The sequence below is a fragment of the Paenibacillus sp. UNC451MF genome, assembly GCF_000686845.1.
Taxonomy (GTDB): domain Bacteria; phylum Bacillota; class Bacilli; order Paenibacillales; family NBRC-103111; genus Paenibacillus_S.
Map to the genome: position 1 here is coordinate 61,969 of NZ_JMLS01000008.1, position 24,459 is coordinate 86,427.

18 protein-coding genes are annotated in these 24,459 nt (G+C 47.3%); all 18 read left to right on the forward strand.

Annotated features, from left to right (window positions below; translation table 11 throughout):
* Positions 1–182: 182 nt before the first annotated feature.
* The 18 genes from dnaJ (at position 183) to addA (ending at position 24,400) form a co-directional block, all read left to right on the forward strand.
* Positions 183–1,298: a molecular chaperone DnaJ gene (dnaJ, locus tag BP97_RS0111340; RefSeq protein ID WP_028549202.1), complete on the forward strand. Its 1,116-nt coding sequence runs from the start codon at positions 183–185 to the stop codon at positions 1,296–1,298.
* A gap of 195 nt (positions 1,299–1,493) precedes the next feature.
* Positions 1,494–1,643 (forward strand): YfhD family protein, encoded by a 150-nt coding sequence (locus BP97_RS39635; protein ID WP_081824065.1) that lies wholly within the window; start codon positions 1,494–1,496, stop codon positions 1,641–1,643.
* Between the two features lie 26 nt (positions 1,644–1,669).
* Positions 1,670–2,062 carry a hypothetical protein gene (locus BP97_RS0111350; protein ID WP_028549203.1) on the forward strand — a complete coding sequence of 131 codons (393 nt, stop codon included), beginning with the start codon at positions 1,670–1,672 and terminating at the stop codon, positions 2,060–2,062.
* A 109-nt stretch (positions 2,063–2,171) separates the two neighbouring features.
* Complete coding sequence (gene prmA, locus BP97_RS0111355; RefSeq protein ID WP_028549204.1) at positions 2,172–3,149, forward strand: 50S ribosomal protein L11 methyltransferase; 978 nt, start codon at positions 2,172–2,174, stop codon at positions 3,147–3,149.
* A 10-nt stretch (positions 3,150–3,159) separates the two neighbouring features.
* The gene (locus BP97_RS0111360) at positions 3,160–3,837 is read left to right on the forward strand and encodes a site-2 protease family protein (protein ID WP_028549205.1); all 678 of its coding nucleotides are present in this window, start codon (positions 3,160–3,162) and stop codon (positions 3,835–3,837) included.
* 141 nt (positions 3,838–3,978) lie between these two features.
* Positions 3,979–4,782, forward strand: coding sequence for a 16S rRNA (uracil(1498)-N(3))-methyltransferase (locus tag BP97_RS0111365; RefSeq protein WP_028549206.1), 804 nt, complete (start codon positions 3,979–3,981; stop codon positions 4,780–4,782).
* A gap of 5 nt (positions 4,783–4,787) precedes the next feature.
* Positions 4,788–6,128: a tRNA (N(6)-L-threonylcarbamoyladenosine(37)-C(2))-methylthiotransferase MtaB gene (gene mtaB, locus BP97_RS0111370; protein ID WP_028549207.1), complete on the forward strand. Its 1,341-nt coding sequence runs from the start codon at positions 4,788–4,790 to the stop codon at positions 6,126–6,128.
* 81 nt (positions 6,129–6,209) lie between these two features.
* A complete protein-coding gene (locus BP97_RS0111375) occupies positions 6,210–6,638 on the forward strand; it encodes an NUDIX hydrolase (RefSeq protein ID WP_028549208.1) in 429 nt (142 codons plus the stop codon).
* Entirely contained in the window at positions 6,639–7,340 is a 702-nt protein-coding gene (gene deoC / locus BP97_RS0111380) for a deoxyribose-phosphate aldolase (RefSeq protein ID WP_442952361.1), read from the forward strand.
* A 68-nt stretch (positions 7,341–7,408) separates the two neighbouring features.
* Entirely contained in the window at positions 7,409–8,782 is a 1,374-nt protein-coding gene (locus BP97_RS0111385) for a class I SAM-dependent rRNA methyltransferase (RefSeq protein ID WP_028549210.1), read from the forward strand.
* Between the two features lie 144 nt (positions 8,783–8,926).
* Positions 8,927–9,910 carry a LacI family DNA-binding transcriptional regulator gene (locus tag BP97_RS0111390; RefSeq protein WP_028549211.1) on the forward strand — a complete coding sequence of 328 codons (984 nt, stop codon included), beginning with the start codon at positions 8,927–8,929 and terminating at the stop codon, positions 9,908–9,910.
* A gap of 137 nt (positions 9,911–10,047) precedes the next feature.
* Entirely contained in the window at positions 10,048–10,818 is a 771-nt protein-coding gene (locus tag BP97_RS0111395) for a 2'-5' RNA ligase family protein (RefSeq protein WP_028549212.1), read from the forward strand.
* Positions 10,819–11,027: 209 nt separating this feature from the next.
* Complete coding sequence (locus BP97_RS0111400) at positions 11,028–12,362, forward strand: extracellular solute-binding protein (RefSeq protein ID WP_028549213.1); 1,335 nt, start codon at positions 11,028–11,030, stop codon at positions 12,360–12,362.
* A gap of 25 nt (positions 12,363–12,387) precedes the next feature.
* Positions 12,388–14,220: a right-handed parallel beta-helix repeat-containing protein gene (locus tag BP97_RS0111405; RefSeq protein ID WP_028549214.1), complete on the forward strand. Its 1,833-nt coding sequence runs from the start codon at positions 12,388–12,390 to the stop codon at positions 14,218–14,220.
* A gap of 185 nt (positions 14,221–14,405) precedes the next feature.
* A complete protein-coding gene (locus tag BP97_RS0111410) occupies positions 14,406–15,002 on the forward strand; it encodes a nitroreductase family protein (protein ID WP_231506280.1) in 597 nt (198 codons plus the stop codon).
* A 277-nt stretch (positions 15,003–15,279) separates the two neighbouring features.
* Complete coding sequence (locus BP97_RS35970; protein WP_051620515.1) at positions 15,280–16,380, forward strand: rhamnogalacturonan acetylesterase; 1,101 nt, start codon at positions 15,280–15,282, stop codon at positions 16,378–16,380.
* A 294-nt stretch (positions 16,381–16,674) separates the two neighbouring features.
* A complete protein-coding gene (gene addB, locus BP97_RS35975) occupies positions 16,675–20,376 on the forward strand; it encodes a helicase-exonuclease AddAB subunit AddB (RefSeq protein ID WP_064745687.1) in 3,702 nt (1,233 codons plus the stop codon).
* A complete protein-coding gene (addA, locus tag BP97_RS0111425; RefSeq protein ID WP_028549216.1) occupies positions 20,357–24,400 on the forward strand; it encodes a helicase-exonuclease AddAB subunit AddA in 4,044 nt (1,347 codons plus the stop codon). The genes addB and addA overlap by 20 nt, the downstream gene beginning before the upstream one ends.
* The last annotated feature ends 59 nt before the right edge of the window (positions 24,401–24,459 follow it).

The following is a 24,459-nucleotide window of genomic DNA, read 5'->3' on the forward strand; positions in this document are numbered from 1 at the left end:
GTATGGAAAGGTCAAAGCCGCTTGCCGGCTTTGACTTTCCCTATGTAGAATAGGAATTTGGCTATTGGCGATAAAACCTACTTGCTTACGAAGCGATTTTTGCTAGAGCAAAACTTTAGGTCGTTCATCTTGGGATGCGTCGGCAGACGTTTTCTCATGGCTTTAAGAATGGGAGTGGAAGAATGAGTAAACGCGATTTTTACGAGGTACTTGGGGTAGGCAAGGAAGCTTCGCAAGATGAAATTAAAAAGGCTTATCGCCAAATGGCCCGGCAATTCCATCCGGACGTTAACAAAGCTCCAGACGCGGAACAAAAGTTTAAGGAAGCAAAGGAAGCTTATGACGTTCTGAGCGATGACCAGAAAAAAGCGCAATATGACCGATTTGGTCATGTCGATCCGAATCAAGGCATGGGTGGCGCCGGCGGTGCCGATTTTGGTGGCTTTGGCGATTTGTTCGATATGTTTTTTGGCGGCGGGGGCCAACGTCGTAACCCGAATGCTCCGCAGCGAGGCAACGATTTGCAGTACACGCTGACTATCGAATTTAAAGAAGCGGTATTCGGTAAAGAAACGGATATTCATATTCCGCGCACTGAAACCTGCGAAACATGTCATGGCAATGGCGCGAAACCGGGAACGAAGCCCGAAACTTGTACCGTGTGTAAAGGTAGCGGTCAGCAGGAAGTCGTTCAGAACACAGCTTTTGGCCGGATCGTTAATCGCCGGGTATGTTCGGCCTGCGGTGGCCAGGGCGTAACGATCAAGGAAAAATGCGGCACTTGTCATGGATCCGGAAAAGTGAAAAAGCAGCGCACTATTCATCTGAATATCCCTGCGGGCGTAGATGACGGAGCACAGCTTCGTGTTTCCGGTGAAGGTGAATCGGGTACACGCGGAGGTCCAGCTGGTGATTTGTACGTTGTTATTCGCGTGAAGTCGCATGATTTCTTCGAGCGCGAAGGCGACGATATTTATTGCGAAATCCCTCTAACCTTTGCGCAAGCGGCGCTTGGTGACGAGATTGAAATTCCTACGCTAACGGAAAAGGTTAAGCTGAAAATTCCGGCGGGGACACAAACCGATACGTACTTCCGCTTGAAAGGCAAAGGCGTACCTCGTTTAAGAGGATACGGTCAAGGGGATCAGCACGTGAAGGTCGTTGTCGTCACGCCGACGAATATGAATGACGAGCAAAAAGAATTGCTGCGAGAGTTTTCACGCCTCAGCGGAGAAAATACGCATGAACAGCAGCAATCTATCTTTGAGCGCATGAAAAAGGCGTTTTTAGGGGACTAAGAAGAAGCACACTTGCGGGGAAACCAGCAAGTGTGTTTTTTTACATAATTTAAATTTAGGGGTTCCCCGCAACTTGAATTCACTTCGAAGCTGAAGGCTCCACTTTGTGGGGGTATTTTGTTGTGCATATTAACATCGGTTTTGCGGACAATAGGAGGAGGTTTTTTAACTTACTCAGAAGGAGTGTTGTTACTCATGCCTAAGAAACAACAATCGAATCAACAAAATCAGAAGCTGCCCGTAGCGAAGAATGAAGATGTTGAATATAATGCTGAATTTGCGGATGAAGAGGATCTGGAGGCTTTGGAACGTGCCGAGCAAGCAGATTCAAGACAGCAATTCTAGACGAAGCTGTAGGAGGCGAACTAGTTGTGGCTGAAAAAAGCATCATGGCCTTTTTCCAATCTCCCGATCAAGCCGAACGGATCGTACCTAAGCTGAAGGCATTGCGAGTGGTCGATGTTTCGGTAGACTCCATTCATCATAATGGTGCAGCAGGTGTCAGCGAATCCATGAACCCGGCAACGGGGACTTTTCCCGGACTTTCCTTTTTAACCTATGGTACAGAAGGTCAGGGAATCGATGAACGGATTCTCTCAGCGGCAAGTGTCGATGCAAGCGGCATGAGTGCACCTATGGAGGAAGTGTTTCAAGGGGATTTTAACGGAATGGACCGGATGGATACCCTACTTACCGTCGTCGTCAATGAGCCTTATTATGAGCAAGCGGTTCGGGTCATTACGGAGGCTGGAGGGAAAATATAAGGCAGGTCAAAAAGCTTCCTGAATCGGGAAGCTTTTTTGTTGGCCGGAATTATTGTATACTGGGAATCATGTGCATTGCCTTAGTTGAACGTTTAGGGAGGATATAGACATGCGTTGGCATGAAGTTACCGTACATACGACAGAAGAAGCAATTGAGATGATTTCGAATTTTATCCATGAGCTTGGAGCAGGCGGGGTATCCATAGAGGAATCAGGAACCTTGAACAAAGAGAGAGACACTTCGCTTGGTCAATGGTACGAGAAGCCGCTTAATGATATTCCGGAAGGCCGTGCTATAATCAAAGGTTATTTTTCCGATAATACGGAAATGGACGCCATTATGGAATCTTTGAAACGCTCCGTTGAACAATTAACAGAGTTCGATATTGACACAGGAAACCCGACTTACGAGCTGAAAGAAGTGGACGATGAAGATTGGGCTAATGCTTGGAAGCAATATTTTAAGCCACTTCGCATATCGGAACGCTTGACGATCAAGCCAACTTGGGAGGATTACAATCCAGGGCCTGAGGAACTGATTATTGAGCTGGATCCAGGAATGGCTTTCGGCACAGGTACTCATGCTACCACTTCCTTGTGTCTTAGAACGCTGGAGAAGGTCATTCAAGGCGGAGAAGATGTAATCGACGTAGGCACAGGCTCTGGCGTACTTGCAATAGCCGCATCCAAGCTAGGAGCTAAGCATGTGCTGGCTGTGGATTTGGATCCGGTAGCTGTTTCAAGCGCTACAGAAAACACCAGATTGAACGGGCTAGAGTCTAACATTACGATAAAATTGTCTGACTTGCTGGGTGTTCTTAGAGAGAGTGAAGCGGCCGGCTCGGAGGCATCATTGGGCGTCAAAGTTCCGGTGCAGGTTGTTGTAGCCAATATATTGGCGGAAATTATTCTTTTGTTTGTGAAGGACGTTTATGATGTGCTGGCACCTGGTGGTACTTATGTTGTATCGGGAGTCATCCAAAGCAAACAGGAAGACGTGGAAAAGGGACTGGCTGAAGTAGGATTTACAGTCACTGAAGTCCATGAGGATCAAGATTGGGTCGTAATCATCGCTCGAAAGCTGTAGTTGGGAGGCATTGGATTTGAGTTCATTTTTACCGTTTCCGCTGGAGCAGCTTCCCTTTGTATTCATCGTGCTGCTGATCGGCTTCACGATACATGAATTTGCTCACGCATTTTTTGCTGACCGGTTCGGGGACCCTACTCCCCGTTCCATGGGACGGCTTACGCTTAACCCGAGAGTTCATCTGGATTGGCTCGGGATGATCTTTTTTCTGATTATTGGAATAGGCTGGGCGAAGCCCGTACTCGTTAATCGTTCACGGTTCAAAAGCCCCCGTCTGATGGGAATTATCGTTTCGATCGCAGGACCTCTTAGCAACCTTGTTCTTGCATTTATCAGTCTTATCGTTTTTTATTTGCTGATGAAGTTTCATGCGCTGGACAATGTGTCCAATGGAGTTAGCGTGGCAGTTAAACTCTTTTTTAACTTAATGATATTGCAAAATATTTTTCTCTTTATTTTAAATTTGCTCCCGCTGCCTCCGTTGGACGGCTACCGGATTGTCGAGGATTTGCTGCCAACGTCCATCATGATGAAAATAAAAGCATATGAACAGTGGCTGTTTTACGCCATCCTGCTAATGTTCTTTATTCCACCGATTCGGAGAGTGACGATTGGTCCTGTATTTGCTCTGCAGTGGGACATACTGGACGCTATGAATAGGGTTGTTTTTATGATATTCGGTAAATAATCCGACAGGGGATCTGGAGCGAGAAGGGCGCCACCTCCCCTTTGGGTATTGCTGTAAACGGTGGCTTTTTAATAAAAAAAGTTGTAAGATGAAATTTGATGCACATGCAGTTGAAATGAGAAAGAGGAAGTAGAGAAGACCATGCAGCGTTATTTTATAGCTCCTGAGCTTTTTTCGGAATCGTTCGTTGCGATCATCGGCGATGATGCCCACCATTTGAGCCGAGTTATGCGTGCAAAAGCGGGCGATCAAGTCATTGTCAGTGACGGAAACAGCCGTGAGGCCTTGGTGCGGCTTAGAGAGCCGGGTAAGGATCGGGTAGAAGCCGATATAATTGAATGGCTGCCGATGACCCATGAACCGGCGGCTGAGGTTTGGATTGCGCAGAGCTTGCCCAAGGGTGATAAGATGGAGCTCGTCATTCAAAAGGGAACCGAAATCGGCGCAGATCGGTTTGTTCCGTTTGTTTCGGAGCGGACTGTAGTCCAGTTGGATGCCAAGAAAGAAGGCAAGCGAATTGAACGCTGGCAAAAGATTGCCAAAGAAGCCGCTGAGCAGGCTCACCGCAACCGGGTACCCGCTGTGGAAACGCCTCATTCTTGGAAGCAGCTTCTGCAGCTGATACCGCAAATGGATGCGGCATGGATATGCTATGAGAAGCAGTCCGGTTTAACACTAAGAAAACAGATTCAAGAAGCTTTGTCCAAAAGCAAAGCGTTTCGTATAGATTCATCCGATAGTGAAGCAGCCGAACATTTGGGTCAAAGATTGAAGCTCATGCTTATCATTGGCCCTGAGGGCGGTTTTACGGAACAGGAAGTGGATGCGGCGGAAACGGCAGGTTGCCGTTCTGTCAGCTTGGGAAGACGTATATTGCGAACGGAAACGGCAGCAATGGTTGGTCTTACATGTATTTTGTACGAAACCGGTGAGATGGGAGGATAACGAAGATGCCTACAGTTGCGTTTCATACGTTAGGCTGTAAAGTTAATTTTTACGATACGGAAGCGATTTGGCAGCTGTTCAAGCATGAAGGCTATGAACAGGTCGATTTTGAGTCAACAGCGGATGTATATGTTATCAACACTTGTACCGTAACCAATACGGGCGATAAAAAGAGCAGGCAGATGATTCGACGCGCGGTTCGCCGTAACCCAGAAGCGATTATTGCGGTCACAGGCTGCTATGCTCAGACCTCTCCTGCTGAGATTATGGCGATTCCCGGCGTGGATCTCGTCATTGGTACACAGGATCGGGACAAGATCATTCCTTATGTACAACAGCTAGATCAAGAGCGCAAACCGATCAATGCGGTTCGCAATATTATGAAAACCCGCCAGTTCGAAGAGCTGGATGTTCCTGATTTTGCAGATCGTACGCGTGCGTTCCTCAAGATTCAGGAAGGCTGTAACAACTTCTGTACATTCTGTATTATTCCTTGGTCTCGGGGTCTGATGAGAAGCCGGGAACCGGAAAGCGTATTGAAGCAGGCACATATGCTCGTTGATGCAGGCTATCAGGAAATTGTTCTGACAGGTATTCATACAGGCGGGTATGGAGAAGATATGGAGAACTATAGCTTAGCTAAGCTGCTGTGGGATCTGGATAAAGTAGACGGGCTCAAGCGTATTCGTATCAGCTCTATCGAAGCAAGCCAAATTACCGATGAAGTGCTGGAGGCTTTGCAAGGGTCGGATAAAATGTGCCGTCACCTTCATATCCCGCTTCAAGCCGGTCATGACGCCGTGCTAGCAAGAATGCGCCGTAAGTATACGACGGCTGAGTTCGGTAATAAGATTGAGAGAATCCATAAAATTATGCCTGGGGTTGCCATTACAACCGACGTCATCGTTGGTTTCCCTGGAGAAACAGAAGAAATGTTCCGTGAAGGCTACCGCTTTATGGAGCAAATGCAGTTCTCCGAAATGCATGTGTTCCCGTACTCCAAACGTACAGGAACTCCGGCGGCACGTATGGAGGATCAGATTGATGAAGAAATCAAAAATGCTCGTGTTCACGAGTTGATTGATTTGTCTGAGCGGATGCAGCTGGCGTATGCCAAACAATTTATTGGACAGGTTCTTGAAGTCATACCGGAACGCGCTCATAAAGGTGAGGCGAACAGCGGGCTCATCATGGGCTACTCCGATAATTATATTCAATTGGTGTTTGAAGGAAGCGAAGATTGGATCGGCAGCGTATGCAAGGTGAAAGTAACGGAAGCGGGCGTTAATGAATCCCGCGGACAACTGCTGCGCCTTCCTGAGATGCCGCGAGCATTGATCGTGTAGAGCAGTAATGGGCAAGGATTTCATTCTGGTTAAAGGGTGAAATCCTTGTTCTTTCTCAACTAAACGGAAAGGGTGGGCTGCATGAAAGAAATATCTGCTGGAGGGGTTGTTTTTCGTAAAGAAGGAAATGAAACGCATGTCCAGATGATTCAGGATCGCTATGGCAAGATCACGCTTCCCAAAGGGAAAATGGAGCCTGGGGAAACCGTTGAGCAAACGGCTCTTAGGGAAATTTTGGAAGAAACGGGTATTGTCGGAGCGATTGTGGAGCCCATTGAAACGATCAAATATCAGTTTACAATGTCAGGTGTCGGTCTTGTCGATAAGGAGGTTCACTATTTCCTGGTTGAGGCAACAGGCGGTACGCTGCATGCTCAGGTGGAAGAAATTCGTGGTGTCGAATGGCTCGATCCCTTAGAGGCGTGGCATCAGCAGACACATTCCGGATACGGTAATAACGACAGCGTATTGAAGAAAGCATTGCATTCATTAGGATATGAGGTGAAGTAATTGGCTGATGGACAATCAGGAATCGTGTTGGATGCACGAAAGCTGCCTTCATATATCGACCATACATTGTTGAAAGCGGATGCCAACGAGACGTCGGTGCAAAAATTGTGTGTTGAAGCCTTAAATTACGGTTTCTACAGTGTCTGTGTCAATGGAGTGTGGGTACCATACTGCAAAAATACTCTTTCTGGAAGTCAGGTTCGTATAAGCGTTGTATGCGGCTTTCCGTTGGGAGCTAACGACAGTGCGGTTAAAGCATATGAAGCCGCAAAAGCGGCTGAGGCGGGTGCGAATGAGATCGATATGGTGCTGCAGATCGGACAGTTGATGGAAGGCAAGGAAGACGCGGTACGAGATGATATTCGCGCAGTTGTCAAAGCCGTTGAAGGGCAGGCTATCGTGAAAGTGATATTCGAGACGGGCTTCTTGAACGTTGAGCAAAAGACGGCTGCGTGCCGTTTATCCGAGGAAGCCGGCGCTCATTATGTAAAAACCTCGACTGGCTTTGGTCCTGGCGGTGCAACCGTTGAGGATATTCGGCTGATGCGATCGAAAGTCTCGCCATCCATCGGAGTTAAAGCATCAGGCGGCGTTCGCGATCTTCAGACGGCGCTCAACATGATCGAAGCTGGTGCAACAAGACTAGGCACGAGCTCGGGTGTTGCTATCATGAACGGACTTTCGGACTCTTCATCTTATTAATTCTACATAGTGTTTAAGCTGTAAGCTATTGCTTGCTAAGCAACGCTTTTTTGGGAGGAACGGCTACATTGGCATCCATAATTTTAAACAAGAAAAGAAAGAAACGGGTGGAAGCGGGTCATCCGTGGATATTCAAAACAGAGGTGGAAAGGCTCGATGGCGAGGCTGAACCTGGACAGCTCGTGGACGTACATAACCATATTGGCCAGTATGCGGCTACAGGCTACTGGAATCCAGCTTCACAGATTGTCGTGAGAGTGGTTTCCTACGAGCCGCTGGCTCAAATGACGCATGACTTTTTCGTGGAACGGTTTCAACGCTGCTTGGAGCAGAGGGAGCGGTTTTTGCAGGATGCGAGATCGTATAGGCTTGTATATGGGGAAGCAGATTTTTTGCCTGGATTAATCGTGGATCGTTTTGAGGATATATTGGTTGTTCAAATATTGACTCTAGGCATGGACCGTGTTCGTGATTCTATTGTCTCAGCATTAATAGAGGTCGTACGCCCTTCCGGGATCTATGAGCGCAGTGATGTGTCTGTACGTGAATTGGAAGGCTTAGAGCAGCGTACAGGGCTGCTGTACGGGGAATGCCCGCAGCATGTTCGCATAACGGAGAACGGATTGCTGCTCGATATTGATATTATGCAAGGCCAGAAAACCGGTTATTTCTTCGATCAGCGCGAAAACCGTGCTGCGATTGCTCCACTGATGCTGGGTTGGGGTAAACGAAGCGGAATCGAGTTGAAGGAGATCGTTGGGGAAGACGGCAAAGGACAAGGGATTAAAGCTCCTTTTAATGCCAACGGCAAGCAGGTAACCTTTCCGTTATGGGATGGCGCAACGGTGCTGGAGTGCTTTTCACATACGGGGAGCTTTACATTGAATGCTTGTAAGTATGGCGCCAAGAAAGTAACCTGCCTTGATATATCGGAGCACGCTATCGAGAGCGCGAGAACGAATGTAAAGCTGAACGGCTTTGAGGATCGAGTCGAATTTGTTGTAGCCGATGCCTTCGAATATTTGCGTGAGCAGGTCAAGGGATTGGATCAGAGAGTAGAACGAGGGCAAGCGGACAAGAAGAAGGTGGACACCTCGCAGCCGCTCCAAGCTAAAAGTAAAACATGGGATGTAGTGATTCTCGATCCTCCTGCTTTTGCCAAGACGAGAAGCGCGGTAGAAGGCGCATGCAGAGGCTACAAGGACATCAACCTCCACGGAATGAAGTTGGTTAATGAAGGCGGTTATCTCGTTACTGCTAGTTGTTCATACCACATGAAACCGGAGCTATTCTTGGAGACTATCCATGCTGCGGCGATCGACGCCAAAAAAATATTGAGGTTAATCGAATTCCGTGGCGCTGGCAAGGATCATCCGCGTATTTTGGGTGTCGATGAAGGCCACTACCTTAAATTTGCGATTTTTGAAGTGCGAAGTAAATAATAAAAGAAACAGCGGCGAATCAGGAATAAAAAAAGTCCTGGACTGCCGCTGTTTTTTGCTGGAAAAAAAATGAATGATGTGTTATGATGAATGTAATCGATTACATCATTATTTAAATGTAACGCACAAAGGAAGATTAAAGCTATGAGTTCCATTAAAGAGGTTGCCAAGCAAGCCAACGTATCGGTAGCTACCGTGTCGCGTGTATTGAACAATGATCCGGTTGTGAAAGCCGAGACGAAGACTAAGGTGCTTCGTGTCATCGAAGAGATGAACTACAAACCGAATATGCTCGCCAAAAATTTGCGTAAGCAAGCAAGCAAAACGATTGTTATGGTGCTCCCTTCCATGTCAAACCCTTATTTCTCAGAGATTGCGAGAGGGGCGCACGCCGCCGCGTACGATAGCAGCTATCATATTATCATAGGGACCATTGAATCGAAGCAATGGGTTCTGGATACATATATCAATTTGTTGAAGACGAACTTGGCCGAAGGGATCATTTTTGTATCATCCAGCGCTAACAAGGCTCTTCTGGAGCAGCTGCAGCCCAATTATCCGTTTGTGCTCTGCACGGAAAGCTGTCCGGGGATTGACGCAACATGTGTTGCTATCGACAATAGGCAAGCCTCGTATGAGGCAGTTAGAGAATTGCTTCAGCGCGGGCACAAGCGGATTGTTTACATTGCCGGAAGCAAAGAGTCGAGCTCGGTAACAGCCCGGCTGGAAGGCTACAAGGAGGCATTGAAGGAAGCGGGAATTGCTTATAATCCGGACTTGATCCGACCTGCGAAGAATGTATATCAAGATGTAGTTGAAGTGGTGAACCAAATACATTCCAATGGATATGAAATCGACGCCATCATTGCGCATTCCGACCTCCAAGCCTCCTATATTTTACGAGGCATCAAGGAGGAGACCATTCATCTTAATGAAACGGTGGGGCTAATCAGCTTTGATGGAACGTTCGTTGCGGAAATTACGAATCCGACGATTTCGACCATTGTTCAGCCTCTGTACGATTTGGGCTATCGTGCGGTTCAACAGCTGGTTTCCCAATTATTAAATGAAGCTGGAGCACCTCAGTTGGTAATTTTGCCTCATCGAATGGTTGTTAGAGAGACATAAGAGTTGTTCTCATAGGCTCTATGTTCTTTTTTGAAAGAAATGTAACCGATTACAATAAGGAGGTGAGTATGTTTAGGATGTGACGGTATTTTGCTAAAGTCAGAATAGAAATAGAAGATGAGAAGGAGAAATCGACCATGTTGACCATTACAAACCGTAAAGTAAAAGATCTCAAACCAAGTTGGGCTCCGTTTAACGGCTTTTCATTTTTATTTGATAATCCTGGGGACAGTCTTCGTTTATTTGAATTATGCGAAAATACGGAGGTCATGAATAATCGTTATGAGGACCAAGCCTCTACCTTTTACCGGATTCTGTATGATGAGGCGAAAGAAAATTCTTTTTTAATAGAACAATGCGGATTTTGCCCGCTACCTCTGCCTTCCTACCATGTTACGGTCTGGGATGGAGTGAATGATTATAATGTGCATCGAATCGACGGAAGTGAGAAGGAAAATGGGCTTAAGTTTCTGGAGGGGCTGCCTCATACGTTGCTGAACAGCCCGTTCGTGACGAAAAAAGACGGAAAACCCCTGTCGATACATACCCAAATGATCGAATTTACTTTCGCTAAAGTACATAAATGGGGTAACAGCTCGTTGGTTGCCTTACTGCAACCGGCCAATAAAGAGTCTGCAGAGAGGATTGCTGAGTTAGAGCAAGCCAGAGTGAGGCTCAACGATGAATTCATTGAACGATTCGGAATACAACCTGCAACGCTGCCTTATCGTCCGCATGTATCCCTTGGTTATTTCGCCAATAATGAGTTAGCTGATCAGGCAGAATCCGAGGTTCAATTGATAAATAAACGTGTGAGTGAGCAAATGGAAGGTCTCGTACTGTGTTTCCAAAGCATAAGTCTTTACGGAATGATCAACATGGAAACGTTTTTCCGGCGTAAGCTTTAAATCAAGCTTCATTTTTACGAATTCTTAAAAGATTACCGCAGTTCTTTTTACATTGGCATGATATGTTTAGCACTAGCATGATTTTCTCATGCGAAAATGTAATCGATTACGAAAGATTGATTAGCTTCCTATTCGTTAAGTGATTGAAGCACAGTCAATTCAAAAATGTAATCGATTACGAAAATCATAAAGAAAGGAACTAAGAAATCATGAAAAAGACGAAAATTAAGTCAAAATCGTTATCATGGCGTGCAGTGGGTGTCACAGGGGGGATGCTTGTCTCAGGTATGCTGATTCTGTCAGCTTGTTCACAGCAGGAGTCTGTCAAAGAAACGGCTAACAAAAAGGAGGAGAAGCATGATCCGGTTACGATCAAAATTGGTGTCAAAGCTAGTGGATATTTGACTGACGAGGAGTTCAAACGTTATTTTACGGATCCTGTACAGAAGAAGTATTCATGGATCACAACGGAAAAAGTTGCGTATGACGATAAGCTGCTTCCAGGGCAGGTTGTAGCGAATGAAGTGCCGGATGTGATCATTACCAACAATGTGAATGGAATTCCTGCCATTAATGAAGCCGGTCTGCTAGTGTCTTTAACGGATGGGCTCAAGAAACACGCAATCGATTTGTCAAGGTTTGAGACGGCAGCATTAGATTCAATCAAAGCCGCAGCGCAGAAGGACGATCTCATCGCGGTGCCGTATACGCAGAACTTCAGCGCTCTCTATTACAATAAAGACATTTTCGATAAATTCGCTGTTCCTTATCCAAAGGATGGCATGACGTGGCAAGAGGCTGCAGAATTGGCTAAAAAAGTGACCAGGATGGACGGAGGCGTTCAGTTCAGGGGGTTGGAGCCTAACGTACCCGAGCGGATGGCTTCCCAGCTCTCGCTGCCTTTCGTTGATGTGAAAACGAACCAAGCGATAATCAATAACGATCAGTGGAAAATGGTGCTTCAACAGGCGGCAAGCATTTATTCGATCGAAGGCAACGGTAAGCATGCATGGAAAACAGCAGGGATTAATTTGTTTACGAAGGACCGTTCTTTGGCCATGCTGGCAGACGTCAATATCATTACATCGGCCAAATTGGGCGATTTAACGGATTTGAACTGGGATGTAGCCTCGTACCCGGTATTCCCGGAAGCTGCAGGAAAAGGGATGGGACCGGATCTTCACATTATGGTGCCTACGAAGACTAGCAAGCACCAGGATGATGTGTTCAATGTCATTGCAACCGTAACATCCGATGAGGTTCAAATGGATATGGCGAAGCAAGGAAAAATGAGCATTTTGAAGGACGAGAAATACAAAGCAGCATTCGGACAGGAGCTGCCTTATTTAAAAAATAAACATATTGCTTCTGTGTTCAAGACTTCTGTAGCCAAGCCTTACCAGCCATCATTGTTTGATACACAGGCGATGACGATTATTCAAGAAGAGCTCCGCAACATGTTCCAGAAGGGCAAGGATGCAAATTCCGCGCTGCGGGATGCTCAAGAGAAAATCAATATGGATATTAAGACGAAGCTCAAATAATATGGGTTAGGTCGGTGAAGATCCAATGAAGAAGCTGGAAAAAGATAAGATGAACAGCAACTCACAGGGAACCAAGGTAAGCAGAAGAAAGCTCCTGCAGTCATTAGGGGTTGTTGGAGCTGCAATGGCAATAGGCTCGGTAGGATCAGCTATTGTACAAGGCAAGCCAATAGCGACAAGCAGTGTTACGGACAATGTGTACGGTACCGATCCGGAGCCGTTGTTGGACGATTGCATCTTCAATGTGAAGCTTTATGGCGCTGTAGGAGATGGAGTTGTAGATGACACTTCCATTTTCGAGCAATGCCTGACGAAAGTAAATGAGCACGGGCGAGGGACGATTGTTGTTCCGCCGGGTACATACAAGCTGACCAGAGTATTGAGATTGTACCGAAACACGATGATCCTGATGGATGATGGAGCGGTATTGAAAAGAATGGGCAATCCCGATGTCCATTTAAAGCTATTCATAAATGGCGTTTCGGGAGATGCCGATTATGCTTTTAGCTACGAAGGGGATGGGAACCTGACCTTGATAGGTGGTACGATGGATTTATGCGGTGATACGAATCCTCCTTCAAGCTCTGCTAAGAACTTCCAAGCCCTTGCACTAGCTCATGCAGACCGGATATACATGGAACGTGTTCAGTTTGTTAACGGGTATAACGGACATATTATTGAGTTTAATTCGAGCCGAAATGTCACCTTGAGAAATTGTTCATTTAAAAATCAGCTTGTAAAAGGAACCGATCAGTATGAAATGGTTCAGATTGATTTTGCTGATTCGTTATCGTTTCCATTGTTTGGTGCTTATGACAATACCCCTTGCCGTGATGTGCTGATTGAGGGCTGCACATTTGAGAATGGACACAGGGGAGTAGGGACACATGGCTCTAAGTATGATTCGGCGGGTCAGCAGGTTTTCCATGAAAATATTCGAATCGTTAACAATCATTTCAAGGGTTTGAAGGATATTGCTATTAAACCGGAAAGCTATAGGAATGCTATCGTGTCAGGGAATACGATAGAGCAATCAGGAGGCAATGCGATTTCCGTTTATTCCTGCAGCAATTTGGTGATCTCTGACAATGTTATTCGGCAAACTGGCCTGCACGGCATCGCGATAACGAGGAAAACGGTAGCGGGTGGATTCGACGAGCCTTCCGTCCTAATTCAAGTGGCAGACAATGTTATATCCAACGTTAAAAATTCCGCATTTCGAATCATAGGGGGTTCTGGAGTCGTAGTCACCGGAAATTATTGCTCTGCGATTCAGCGGGAAGGAGTGTATGTCACTAACACGAAGGATGCTGTTATCAAAGGGAATGTATTTCGGGGAGTGACACAGGATCAGAACGCTTTGTACTATGGCCTCCGAATCGAAGGCTGCTCTGGTGTAGAGGTAAGCGAGAACACACTTACTAATCAAGGATTCACGAACAATTACAAGTATGCAGTGTTCGTTCCCGCAGGAAATACGGGTGTGAACATAAACTTGAATACTTTAAGCCCAGGCGTATCAGGCACTCTCTATAATGATGCGGTCGATACCCTCTTTTCCACAGCTCAAGGGGAGCGGTTATTAACCGAGGTGTTGAATACGACTTCCGGAACCGTTACGTTAAACGACGACATAACGAAGTACAGAAGCGTTATTGTTGCAACAGGCAGCGTAACTGATGAAACTCTGCGCCATGAGATCGCCAGAGGCTGGATTACAACCGGATTCAGACCAGGAACGGATATTATCCATGTATTAACGTCAAACGGACAATTTGTCGCAAAGATTGAAGCCTCGAACCAAATTCTCATCGTTAGCGCCAGCGATCCGTTAAGATACATCATTGGAGTCAGTTAATTACCTGTACAGTCATAAGCCGTAAGTAGACACTGCGGCTTATGACTGTATTTGTAAGAGTGGGCCGTTATTGCAATCAATAAGGCTTGAAATTATACTTTGCCGAACATATAATGGTGGTAATGATAATTATTCTCAAGGTTTGATATAACAAAGCATTGGCAAAGTAAAGGTGGTAATTTACGATGACTTCATTAATCGATATAAAAATGCCCTTATGGGAAGCTATTAGAGACCGGAGAAGCGTTGGCAGGGTTAAGCAGGAGCCTGTGGATAAGCAGCTAATCGAGACCTTGCTGGAAGCGGCAAATTGGGCACCCAGCCACCATGCGACGGAGCCATGGCGTTTCTTCGTCATGACGGGCGGCGGCAGACAAGCTCTTGCGGACGCTTATGCCGATATCGCAACGGAAACTGCTACAGATGCAGGCGAAGAGGAATTGCAGATGATGCGACGCAAGGCGGGGGATAAAGCATTCCGTGCGCCAGTAGTCATCGCGGTAGCTGTTTCGCCTTCGAGTTCTCCGAACGTGAATCGCATGGAAGAATTTGCCGCTGCGCATTCCGCCGTGCAGAATATGCTTTTGACTGCTCACGCTCTTGGTCTAGGAGCCATATGGCGTTCTGGAGAGCCCGCCTACCATCCGAGAATGAAGCAAGCGTTTGGCTTGAATGAATCAGAAGCCGTAGTCGGTTTGATCTATGTGGGCTATCCTGATATGCAGCAGCTGCCAGGCAAAAGAAAGTCGAAGGCTGACAAAACGGTTTGGATGACGGAATAACCTATTGCAAAAGGAACTCTTTATGGTTTGAAGCTGCAAAGCTTTAGCTGTAAAGAGTTTTTTTTTAATAAGTGCAGCTATCCTTCATACCGAACCTCTTTGTTTCAAATATCAATATGGATGATAAATAATTCGGATTGATGTAGACGCCGATACAGCTTACTATTGTTATTATTGAAGACGAGATCATGGTGCTCGTCTATATTGGACTGGTTAGACTACGTGCAGTACTAGGGAAACACACACATCTTGGAGATCATTACAGGAGGATATAGGGATGAACGTATATTATCGATTTGCTCTTACTGAAGAAGAGACAAGTACCGATTCGACTCTACTCGATGATTCAACAGCTTACGATGCTGTAAAAGGCTACGGTTACGCGAGAGCGGCTAATCCATCAAAAAATGAAGATCTGCGGGACTCTTGGCCAGGCGACTACTTCGACAAGCCAGTGCCTACATTGTTAGTAGACCTGCCGTATGGAGCCTACAAAGTGTCTATTATTTTGGGTAATCAAGAATCGTCGTCGGTGACGACCGTTAAAGCAGGCCTTGGGAGACTAATGCTGGACCGCATTCAGGTGGAAGCGGGGCAATCGATCCGGCATACCTTTGCAGTACTCGTAGAGGATGGTCAACTGAAGCTTGCATTTTCCGGCGAAGCGCCAAGTGTAAGAGCCATCGAAATCGAACGCGCACTTCTTTTACCTACGTTATTTTTAGCTGGTGACTCTACCGTTACTGACCAGCCCTCCGGTCAATATCCGTACGCAGGTTGGGGGCAGATGATAGGCAAATTTCTGGGTCCAGATATAGCAGTATCGAATCATGCTCGCTCAGGAAGAAGCTCCAAGAGCTTTATTACGGAAAATCGGTTGAACAACATTTGGAATAAAATGAAGGCTACCGATTATTTGTTCATCCAGTTTGCGCACAACGATGAGAAAGACAATGACGGAGGAACCGAGCCTTTCACAACCTACCAGCAATATTTGAAGGAATACATTGACGGTGCCCGTCAGCGGGGGGCATATCCCGTATTGGTAGCTCCGATGCATAGACGTTTCTTTGATGAGCAGCACCGCATTAAAAACACTCACGGAGAGTACATAGAAGCGATGCAGCAGCTCGCTGAACAAGAAGGAGTACCGTTTTTGGATTTAGCAGCCAAAAGCAAACGTTTGTTCGATGATCTAGGTGAAGAAGCAACAAAAACTATTTTCATGTGGGCAGAGCCTGGAATATTGTCCAATTTGCCTGAAGGTGCTCAGGACAATACTCATTTTTGCCAATACGGCGGTGTGGAAATTGCCAAGCTAGTCGTTGAATGCATTCGGGAAGCAGGAATCGAACCTTTAAACAGCTATTTGCGGTAAAGTTAATCGGAACCATCATATATTGAAGCCGGAACGCTGCTAAGCGTCCGGTTTTTTGCGGTTGCAGAATTTTTAATTATGCTCAAGGTCGAACTTATAGTTCATTATGCCTAGGTTCATTGGCGAGATAATAACGGAACAAATGTTCTAATATGAACTAGTATGTTATACTAATCCAAAACATCCCTTTCCCTTTAATCCGTATTTTTTGGTAGAATAATAGAGTTAGGGAGTTATTTTACATAAGGGCCGTTTAGCAGTTAGGTCTTTGTTCATAGTTGAGGAGGAAGCGATATGGCGATCCGTTTTGTGCTCGGTAGATCCGGCACCGGAAAAAGCGAATATTGTTTGCGTAATATAAAAGATAAGCTGATAGAGTCGCCTAGCGGAAGACCGATAATCCTGCTTGTTCCTGAGCAAGCTACGTTTCAGGCAGAATACGCACTGGTATCTACACCAGAGCTAGGAGGCACGCTTCGCGCCCAAGTGCTGAGCTTTCGCAGGCTGGCATGGCGCGTCATGCAGGAAGCGGGAGGAACGGCACGTTTACCTATAGATGAGACGGGCAAGAAGCTGCTTCTGCATAAAATTATACATAGACAAAAAGAACGTTTGAAGCTGTTCTCCGCAACAGCGGATCAAATGGGCTTCATTGAGAAAATAAACGACCTATTCAAGGAATTTAAACGATACTGCGTTACGGCCGAAGGGTTATCTCAGTTTGTAGAAAGCTCTCCCATGCAATCGCAGTCGTTGTCGATAAAAGAGAAGCTGAACGATCTTCAGCTGATCTATGGGGAATTCGAGCATGAGCTGTCTCGCACATATTTAGACGGTGAGGATTATTTGACACTGCTCGCGTCACAGCTATCTCAATCCGATTATGTCCGCGATGCGGAGTGCTATATTGACGGCTTTCACGGATTCACCCCACAGGAACTTGCGGTCATCGAAAGCTTGGCTAAAGTTTGCAGCGATGTGACGATGACGCTATGCTTGGACCGGGAATACCGGTTAGGCGAGAAGCCTCATGAGCTTGACTTATTTCATCCGACAGCCAGAACTATGCTTCAAATGCTGGAGAGAATGGAGAACCTTCAGATTCCGGTCAAGGAAACGGTTCAGCTTAACGATAATCCCCCATTTCGTTTTCATGCAAACCCTATGCTGGCTTATATGGAGAGAGCTTTTGAGCAGCGCGTTAAGAAGCCTTTCTCAGGGCAGCAGATGGGGGAAATGGAAGGGGTTCGTCTTACCGCAGCAGTAAATCGAAGAGCAGAGGTTGAGGGGGCGGCCCGTCATATTTTGCAGCTTGTCCGAGAGGAGCAGGTTCGCTTTCGGGATATAACGGTAACTGTTAGGAACGCCGAGGTATACGGTGACTTATTGTCATCCACATTCACCGATTTCGGCATCCCTTACTTCTTCGATCAAAAAAGGACAGTTATGCATCACCCCTTAGTGGAGCTGATCCGCTCAGCTTTAGAAGTGATACTTCATTATTGGAAGTACGATGCAGTTTTTCGCTGTGTGAAAACAGACTTTTTTCTCCCTGTTGACAATGAGGAGAGGGAGATCAAGCTGGACCGTCACGCGATGGATCAGTTGGAAAATTATGTGCTCGCCTTTGGGATTCAAGGGGCTCGATGGTTTGACGGCAGGCCTTGGACCTATTCGATGCGTGCCAGTCTTGAGCAGCCGGAGGGGGCTGCGAGCGAAACGGAGACCGCCTTTTTACATAAGATGAATGCGTGCCGCAGCCGGGTCGTTGAGCCGCTGTATGCTTTTCAAGAGCGAATGAAGCGCAGTCGGACAGTGCAAGAACAAGTTAAGGCGTTATATGAGCTGCTGGCAGAGCTTCAGGTTCCGCAAAGGCTGGAAAGCTGGAGCCAGAAAGCGATTCGCGACGGTAAGCCGGAAAAAGCCCGCGAGCACTCTCAAGTATGGGATCGGATTATCGATATGTTCGATCAATTGGTCGAGCTGCTTGGGGATGAGGAAGTATCTACGGATAATTTTGCCGGTCTCCTTGAAACGGGGATGGAAAGCATTAAGCTTGGGCTAGTGCCACCTTCGCTCGATCAGGTTCTGATCGGCAGCATGGACAGGACCCGGACTGGTAATGTAAAGCATGTCTTTGTGCTGGGGGTGAACGAGGGCGTCATTCCATCCAAAATGAAGGAAGACAGTGTTCTGAGTGAACCGGAGAGGGAGAAACTGACTGGGTTAGGACTTCCGATGGCGGAAGGAAGCCGGAGAAAGCTGCTGGATGAGCAGTTCCTCATTTATTGCGCCTTTTGCACACCATCACAATGCTTATGGCTCAGCTATCCGCTTGCCGACGAGGAAGGTAAGATGCTGCTTCCTTCGGAAATTATTCGACATATGAAGCGAATGTTTCCCGGAGTAAAGGAACGACTTTTGATGAGTGAGCCGACGATGGGTATGGGCTTAACTGAACAGCTCGGTTATGTTGTGAGTCCGGGTAATGCTCTGTCCTATCTTGTTGTCCAATTGAAGCAATGGATGAAAGGGGAGCCGATATCGGAGCTCTGGTGGTCGGTCTACAATTGGTTTGTCCGTCAGCCTGGATGGGGCGCCCGTTTAGCGAATACCTTAAGGTCCCTTCAATACACAAACGAAGCGAAACCGCTCAGTCCGGTAACAAGCCGATTGCTTTATGGCGAGCATGTGCTTACCAGTGTTTCCAGAATGGAACGGTTTGTTGCTTGTCCGTTCTCGCAGTTTGCTTCACATGGTCTACGGCTGCAGGAGAGACGAATTTACAGACTTCAGGCGCCGGATATAGGCCAGCTGTTCCATGCGGCACTAAGCTTATTTGCTGAGCAGGTTGCCCAAGATGGGGGTGACTGGGGGAATCTTACGACGGATGAGTGCATGGTGAAAGCCGATAGCGTCGTCGATTTGTTGGCACCCCGGCTGCAGAGCGAAATATTGTTCAGCTCCCAACGAAATCATTATATAGCCCGCAAGCTGAAGCAAATCATCGGTCGCTCCGCTATGATGCTTGGTCAGCATGCGAAGTTTGGGCAGTTCGAACCGATAGGCCTCGAGATCGGCTTCGGCTCGGATCAGCCGATTCCACCACTTTCTTATATGCTGGATAACGGAATAAGGATGGATGTAAGGGGCCGGATCGACCGGGTGGATCGGGCGGATACGGAACAAGGTACGCTTCTGCGCGTTATCGACTATAAATCAAGTGCGACGGCACTCCATTTATCGGAGGTTTATTACGGCCTATCGCTTCAAATGTTAACCTATTTGGACGTCATTATGACACATGCCAAAGCATGGCTTGGTACGGAAGCCAAACCTGCCGGAGTGCTATATTTTCACGTACATAATCCGCTTCTTCAGACGCAAAACCGGATTTCGGCAGAGAAAGCGGAGGAAGAAATACGTAAAAAGTTCAAAATGAGAGGGCTTATTCGTGCTGAAGCGGAGACGGCCCGATTGATGGACGGTGCTCTGGCTAATTCAAGCGGACATTCCCAGCTGATTCCGGTAGCGCTCAAAAACGACGGCAGCTTCTATAAATCTTCTTCGGTAGCTGACGATGCGCAGTGGACGGTTATGCGGAATTATGTACGCAAAACGATCAAGGAAATTGGAACTTCCATGACCGGAGGAGACGTCGGAATTCAGCCATACCGGATGGGAGCTGAGGTAGCCTGTACATTCTGCTCCTATAAACCGGTTTGCCAGTTCGATACGCAGTTTGAGGCTAATGGACATAGGCTGCTATCACCAATGGGAAAAGACCGTGCCTTGGATATGATGAAGGAACGGATGGAAGCACCGGACTCCCCATCTTCTCAAGTAGTTCCTTTCCGACCAGCAAGAGCCAGTAAAAAGCAGAATGCTTCTTCCCTAGAGCTCGTCGACGACAGTGCGTCTGACGCAGATCTGCTTCAGATCGACGAATCGAACATTTCTACAGGAGGTAAGGCGAATGATCAACAGGATACCTAAACCGGAAGGAGCTACATGGACGGATGATCAGTGGGACGCGATAGCGATCCATGGCCATGATATGCTCGTAGCTGCTGCAGCCGGGTCCGGTAAAACGGCCGTCTTGGTAGAGCGTATTATTCGTCGGATCTCCGACGAGCAGGATCCTGTAGACGTGGATAGGCTGCTCGTAGCTACGTTCACAAATGCGGCTGCTGCTGAAATGAGGCATAGAATCAGCGAAGCGCTTGAAAAGACGCTGGAACGCCATCCAGAATCGGACCATGTGCGCAAACAGCTGGCTCTGATCGGGAGAGCGTCCATCACGACGCTTCATTCGTTCTGTCTTGAGGTTATCCAGACTCATTATCAAAAAATCAAGCTTGATCCCGGGTTTCGCATCGCTAACGAAACGGAAAGCGAATTAATGAGACAGGATCTAATCGAAGAGCTGTTTGAGGAACAATATGAGGCTGCTTCCGAGGACGGAGATTTTTGGAGGCTGGCGGAGTGGTTCAGCGGTGATAAGAGCGATGATACGTTATATCGACTGGTACAGCGTTTATACGATGAATCACGCAGTCATCCCAAGCCTGCGCAATGGCTTAAGGATATGGCCGGAATGTTCGAAAGAACAGAAGGGACCCCGAATCCTTGGCTTCCGAGTCTGCTTGCTTCGGTACGGCTGGAGCTTGAAGGTGTCGCTTCAGTATTAAAAGAAGCTGTCCATGTGGCCGGGCAGCCGGGTGGACCTGAGCCCTATTTACACAACTTGAAGGAAGATCTAGAAGCCGTCACTTACTTACAGGAGGTCGCTGCCTATTCGTGGGAGCATTTATACGACTCTTTCCAAGGTACTGCTTTCGGAAAGCTAAAACCCTGCAAGGGAGATCAGTATGATAAAGAGCTTCAGGAGAAAGTAAAAGATCTTAGAAACCGGGCAAAGGATCAGCTTTCGGGAATAGGAGACGAGCTGTTTGGCCGCACGCCGGAGCAGTATGATGAAGAACTGCGGATCATGGCTCCTTTAATGAATACGTTAATTGAGCTTGTTATGGAATTTGGGCGACGGTACCAAAAGGCCAAAAAGGCGAAAGGACTGGTTGATTTCGGCGATTTGGAGCATTATTGTCTTCAAATTTTGTCGGAGGACGACGGGGAGAGTGAACAGCTGATACCGTCACAGGCGGCACTTAGCTACCAGGAGCACTACGTTGAAGTGCTGCTCGACGAATATCAGGATACGAACCGGGTACAAGAATCGATTGTAGCCTTAATCTCACGGACAGCACCGGGCAACCGCTTCATGGTAGGTGACGTGAAGCAAAGCATCTACCGGTTCCGTCTGGCGGAGCCGGGACTATTCTTGGAAAAATATAAGAGCTATCAAAACAATGGCACGGAACCAGGACAGCGAATTGACCTTGCTCAAAATTTCCGAAGCCGGTTGTCTGTCGTTCACGGTGTCAATTATATATTCAAGCAGCTGATGGGAGAGACGGTCGGTGAAATTGCCTACAATGAAAAGGCTGAGCTCAAGTATGGGGCTTCCTATTATCCGGAATGGAATACGGCGACCAATGGCTCTGAGGCTGCGGAGTTGATATTGATCGATCGGTCGGACATAGAAAGCGATAATGATGTTGAAGCTGCTGAGCCAGCACAGCAGGAGGAGGCAAGCTCTGAAGAGGGTGGAGGAAACAGCGAAGCTGCTGATCGGGCGCTTGAAGGCAGAGAGCTGGAGACTGTTCAACTGGAGGCACGAGCCATTGCTGCTCAAATCCATAAGCTGCTCGGCTCGAACGGCGAACAAGCTTTTCAAGTTTACGATAAGTCAACGGGCGGCAAACGGGATATTACATATCGGGATATGGTGATTTTGCTAAGGGCAACCCAGCAGTGGTCTCCTGTACTTATTGAGGAGCTCCGGCAGCAAGGAATTCCGGCATATGCCGAGCTGAATTCGGGATACTTCTCGGCTACCGAGGTCGAGATCCTGTTGTCGCTGCTCAAGCTGATTGACAATCCGTATCAGGATATTCCGCTTGCGTCGGTGCTGCGTTCGCCTATCGTACAGCTTTCTACGGAGCAGTTGGCCCAAATTCGGATTACCGGAAAATACGCATCATTTTACGATGCGGTCCGTGCTTACTCTAAGGATACTGATAAAGAGACTGAATATGAGTCTGAGGAAGCTGAGGACTTTAGCCTGCCAGAACAACAGAATACAGAGGATAGACCGGAGATTGCTGGATGGCAGGAAGTTGCTGCTGCTCACTCAGATGTAGTGGAGACGGCAGTCGGACTAACGGACTCTGCTGCTAATTACGAAACGGATGCAAGGGATAGGGTGCAGCGTTTTTTGAAGAGGCTTCGTGCCTGGAGAGAAGCGGCCAAACAAGGCTCGCTATCTGATTTGATCTGGGCTATTTATAGAGAGACAGGTTTCTATGATTTTGTAGGGGGCATGCCAGGAGGGCAGCAACGTCAGGCGAATTTGCGTGCGTTATATGATAGAGCCCGCCAGTATGAGGCTACCTCATTTAGAGGATTGTTTCGCTTTCTGCGGTTTATTGAACGTATGCGAGATAGCGGGGGCGATCTGGGTACCGCACGTGCTTTAGGAGAGCAGGAAGATGTCGTTCGCATCATGTCTATACATAAAAGTAAAGGCTTGGAGTTTCCTGTTGTGTTTGTCGCCGGTATGGCTAAGCGATTTAATCAACGGGATTTGACGAACGCTTTTATGGTGCATAAGGATCTTGGATTCGGGCCGAAATGGATGGATAGTGTTGCCAGAATCAGTTATCCGACTTTACCTTGGCTTGCTATCCGAAGAAAGATGCGTATGGAAATGCTCGCAGAGGAAATGCGTGTACTGTACGTGGCGTTGACAAGGGCCAGAGAAAAGCTGTTCTTGTTAGCTACGGTAAAAGGGACGGATAAGCTGCTTCAGAGCTGGGGAAGGGCTTTGGAACAGGAAGAGCCCTTATTGCCTGACGATACGGTTGCCCGTGCCAAATGCTATCTGGACTGGATTGGCCCCTCATTAATGCGGCATCCGGACGGAAAGGAACTGAGAGAACATGCGGGGATCTCTTACCGTATGCCTTACTTTATGGTAGAAGAACCTTCCAAATGGCTCGTTCATTGGGTTCGGCCTGAAGTATTCGCGGCAATGGAGGAAGCTGCTGTTGTCTATGAAGTGTCTGAGGAACGGAAACAAGCTGTTTTCAGGTTGGAGCCTGTAACTGGTGAAGCGGGGACAGAGAATCTGTTCGAGTCGCAAATACAAGAACGGCTTTCCTGGTCGTATGACTTTGAAAAGGCATCTTCGCTGCTGTCAAAAACATCAGTGACGGAATTAAAACGATTATCTGAGCATCACAAGCTGCTGGAGCTAGTGTCAGAGGAGGCGCCTGCCGGGGAAGCGGATTTATTTTACGATCACGGAAGGAAGAAGGACTACAGGCCTGCTATTGTGCGTCGTCCTCGTTTTATGGAGCAGGCAAAGCTGAATGCAGCAGAGCGTGGAACGGTGTTTCACTCGGTGATGCAGCACATGCCGATTCATTTTTCACCAAGTGCCCAAGATGTCAAGGAAACCCTGGCTGAAATGGTGAGCAAAGAGCTGTTAACCGATACTCAAAAAGAGGTTGTAGACGCAGATGTCATTGTAACCTTCTTCAACAGTGATCTCGGACAGCGTCTGCTGCGTTCCAAAGCAGTTCACAGAGAAGTGCCGTTTAGTTACGGCCTGCCAGCTCGGGAAGTTTACAGCAGTACGGACGAAGCTTCCTCGGAAGAAACCATTCTGTTGCAAGGGGTCATTGACTGTGTGTTCGAGGAGCAGGACGGTTTGGTGCTTCTTGATTATAAGACAGACCATTTGAAGGGTCAGGGCGAGAAAGCATTGCAAGCGGTCCGAGAACGGTACCAGCTTCAGCTGGATCTTTACGCTCAGGCAGTTGCGAAAATTTGGAGACGTCCCGTAACGGGTAAATATATCTTTTTATTTGATGGGGCTCATATTTTGGAGCTTTAGGGCTTCGTATCGTTAATTGATTAATAGCAGAATGGGAAAATCATCTGCTGCAGCTTGGC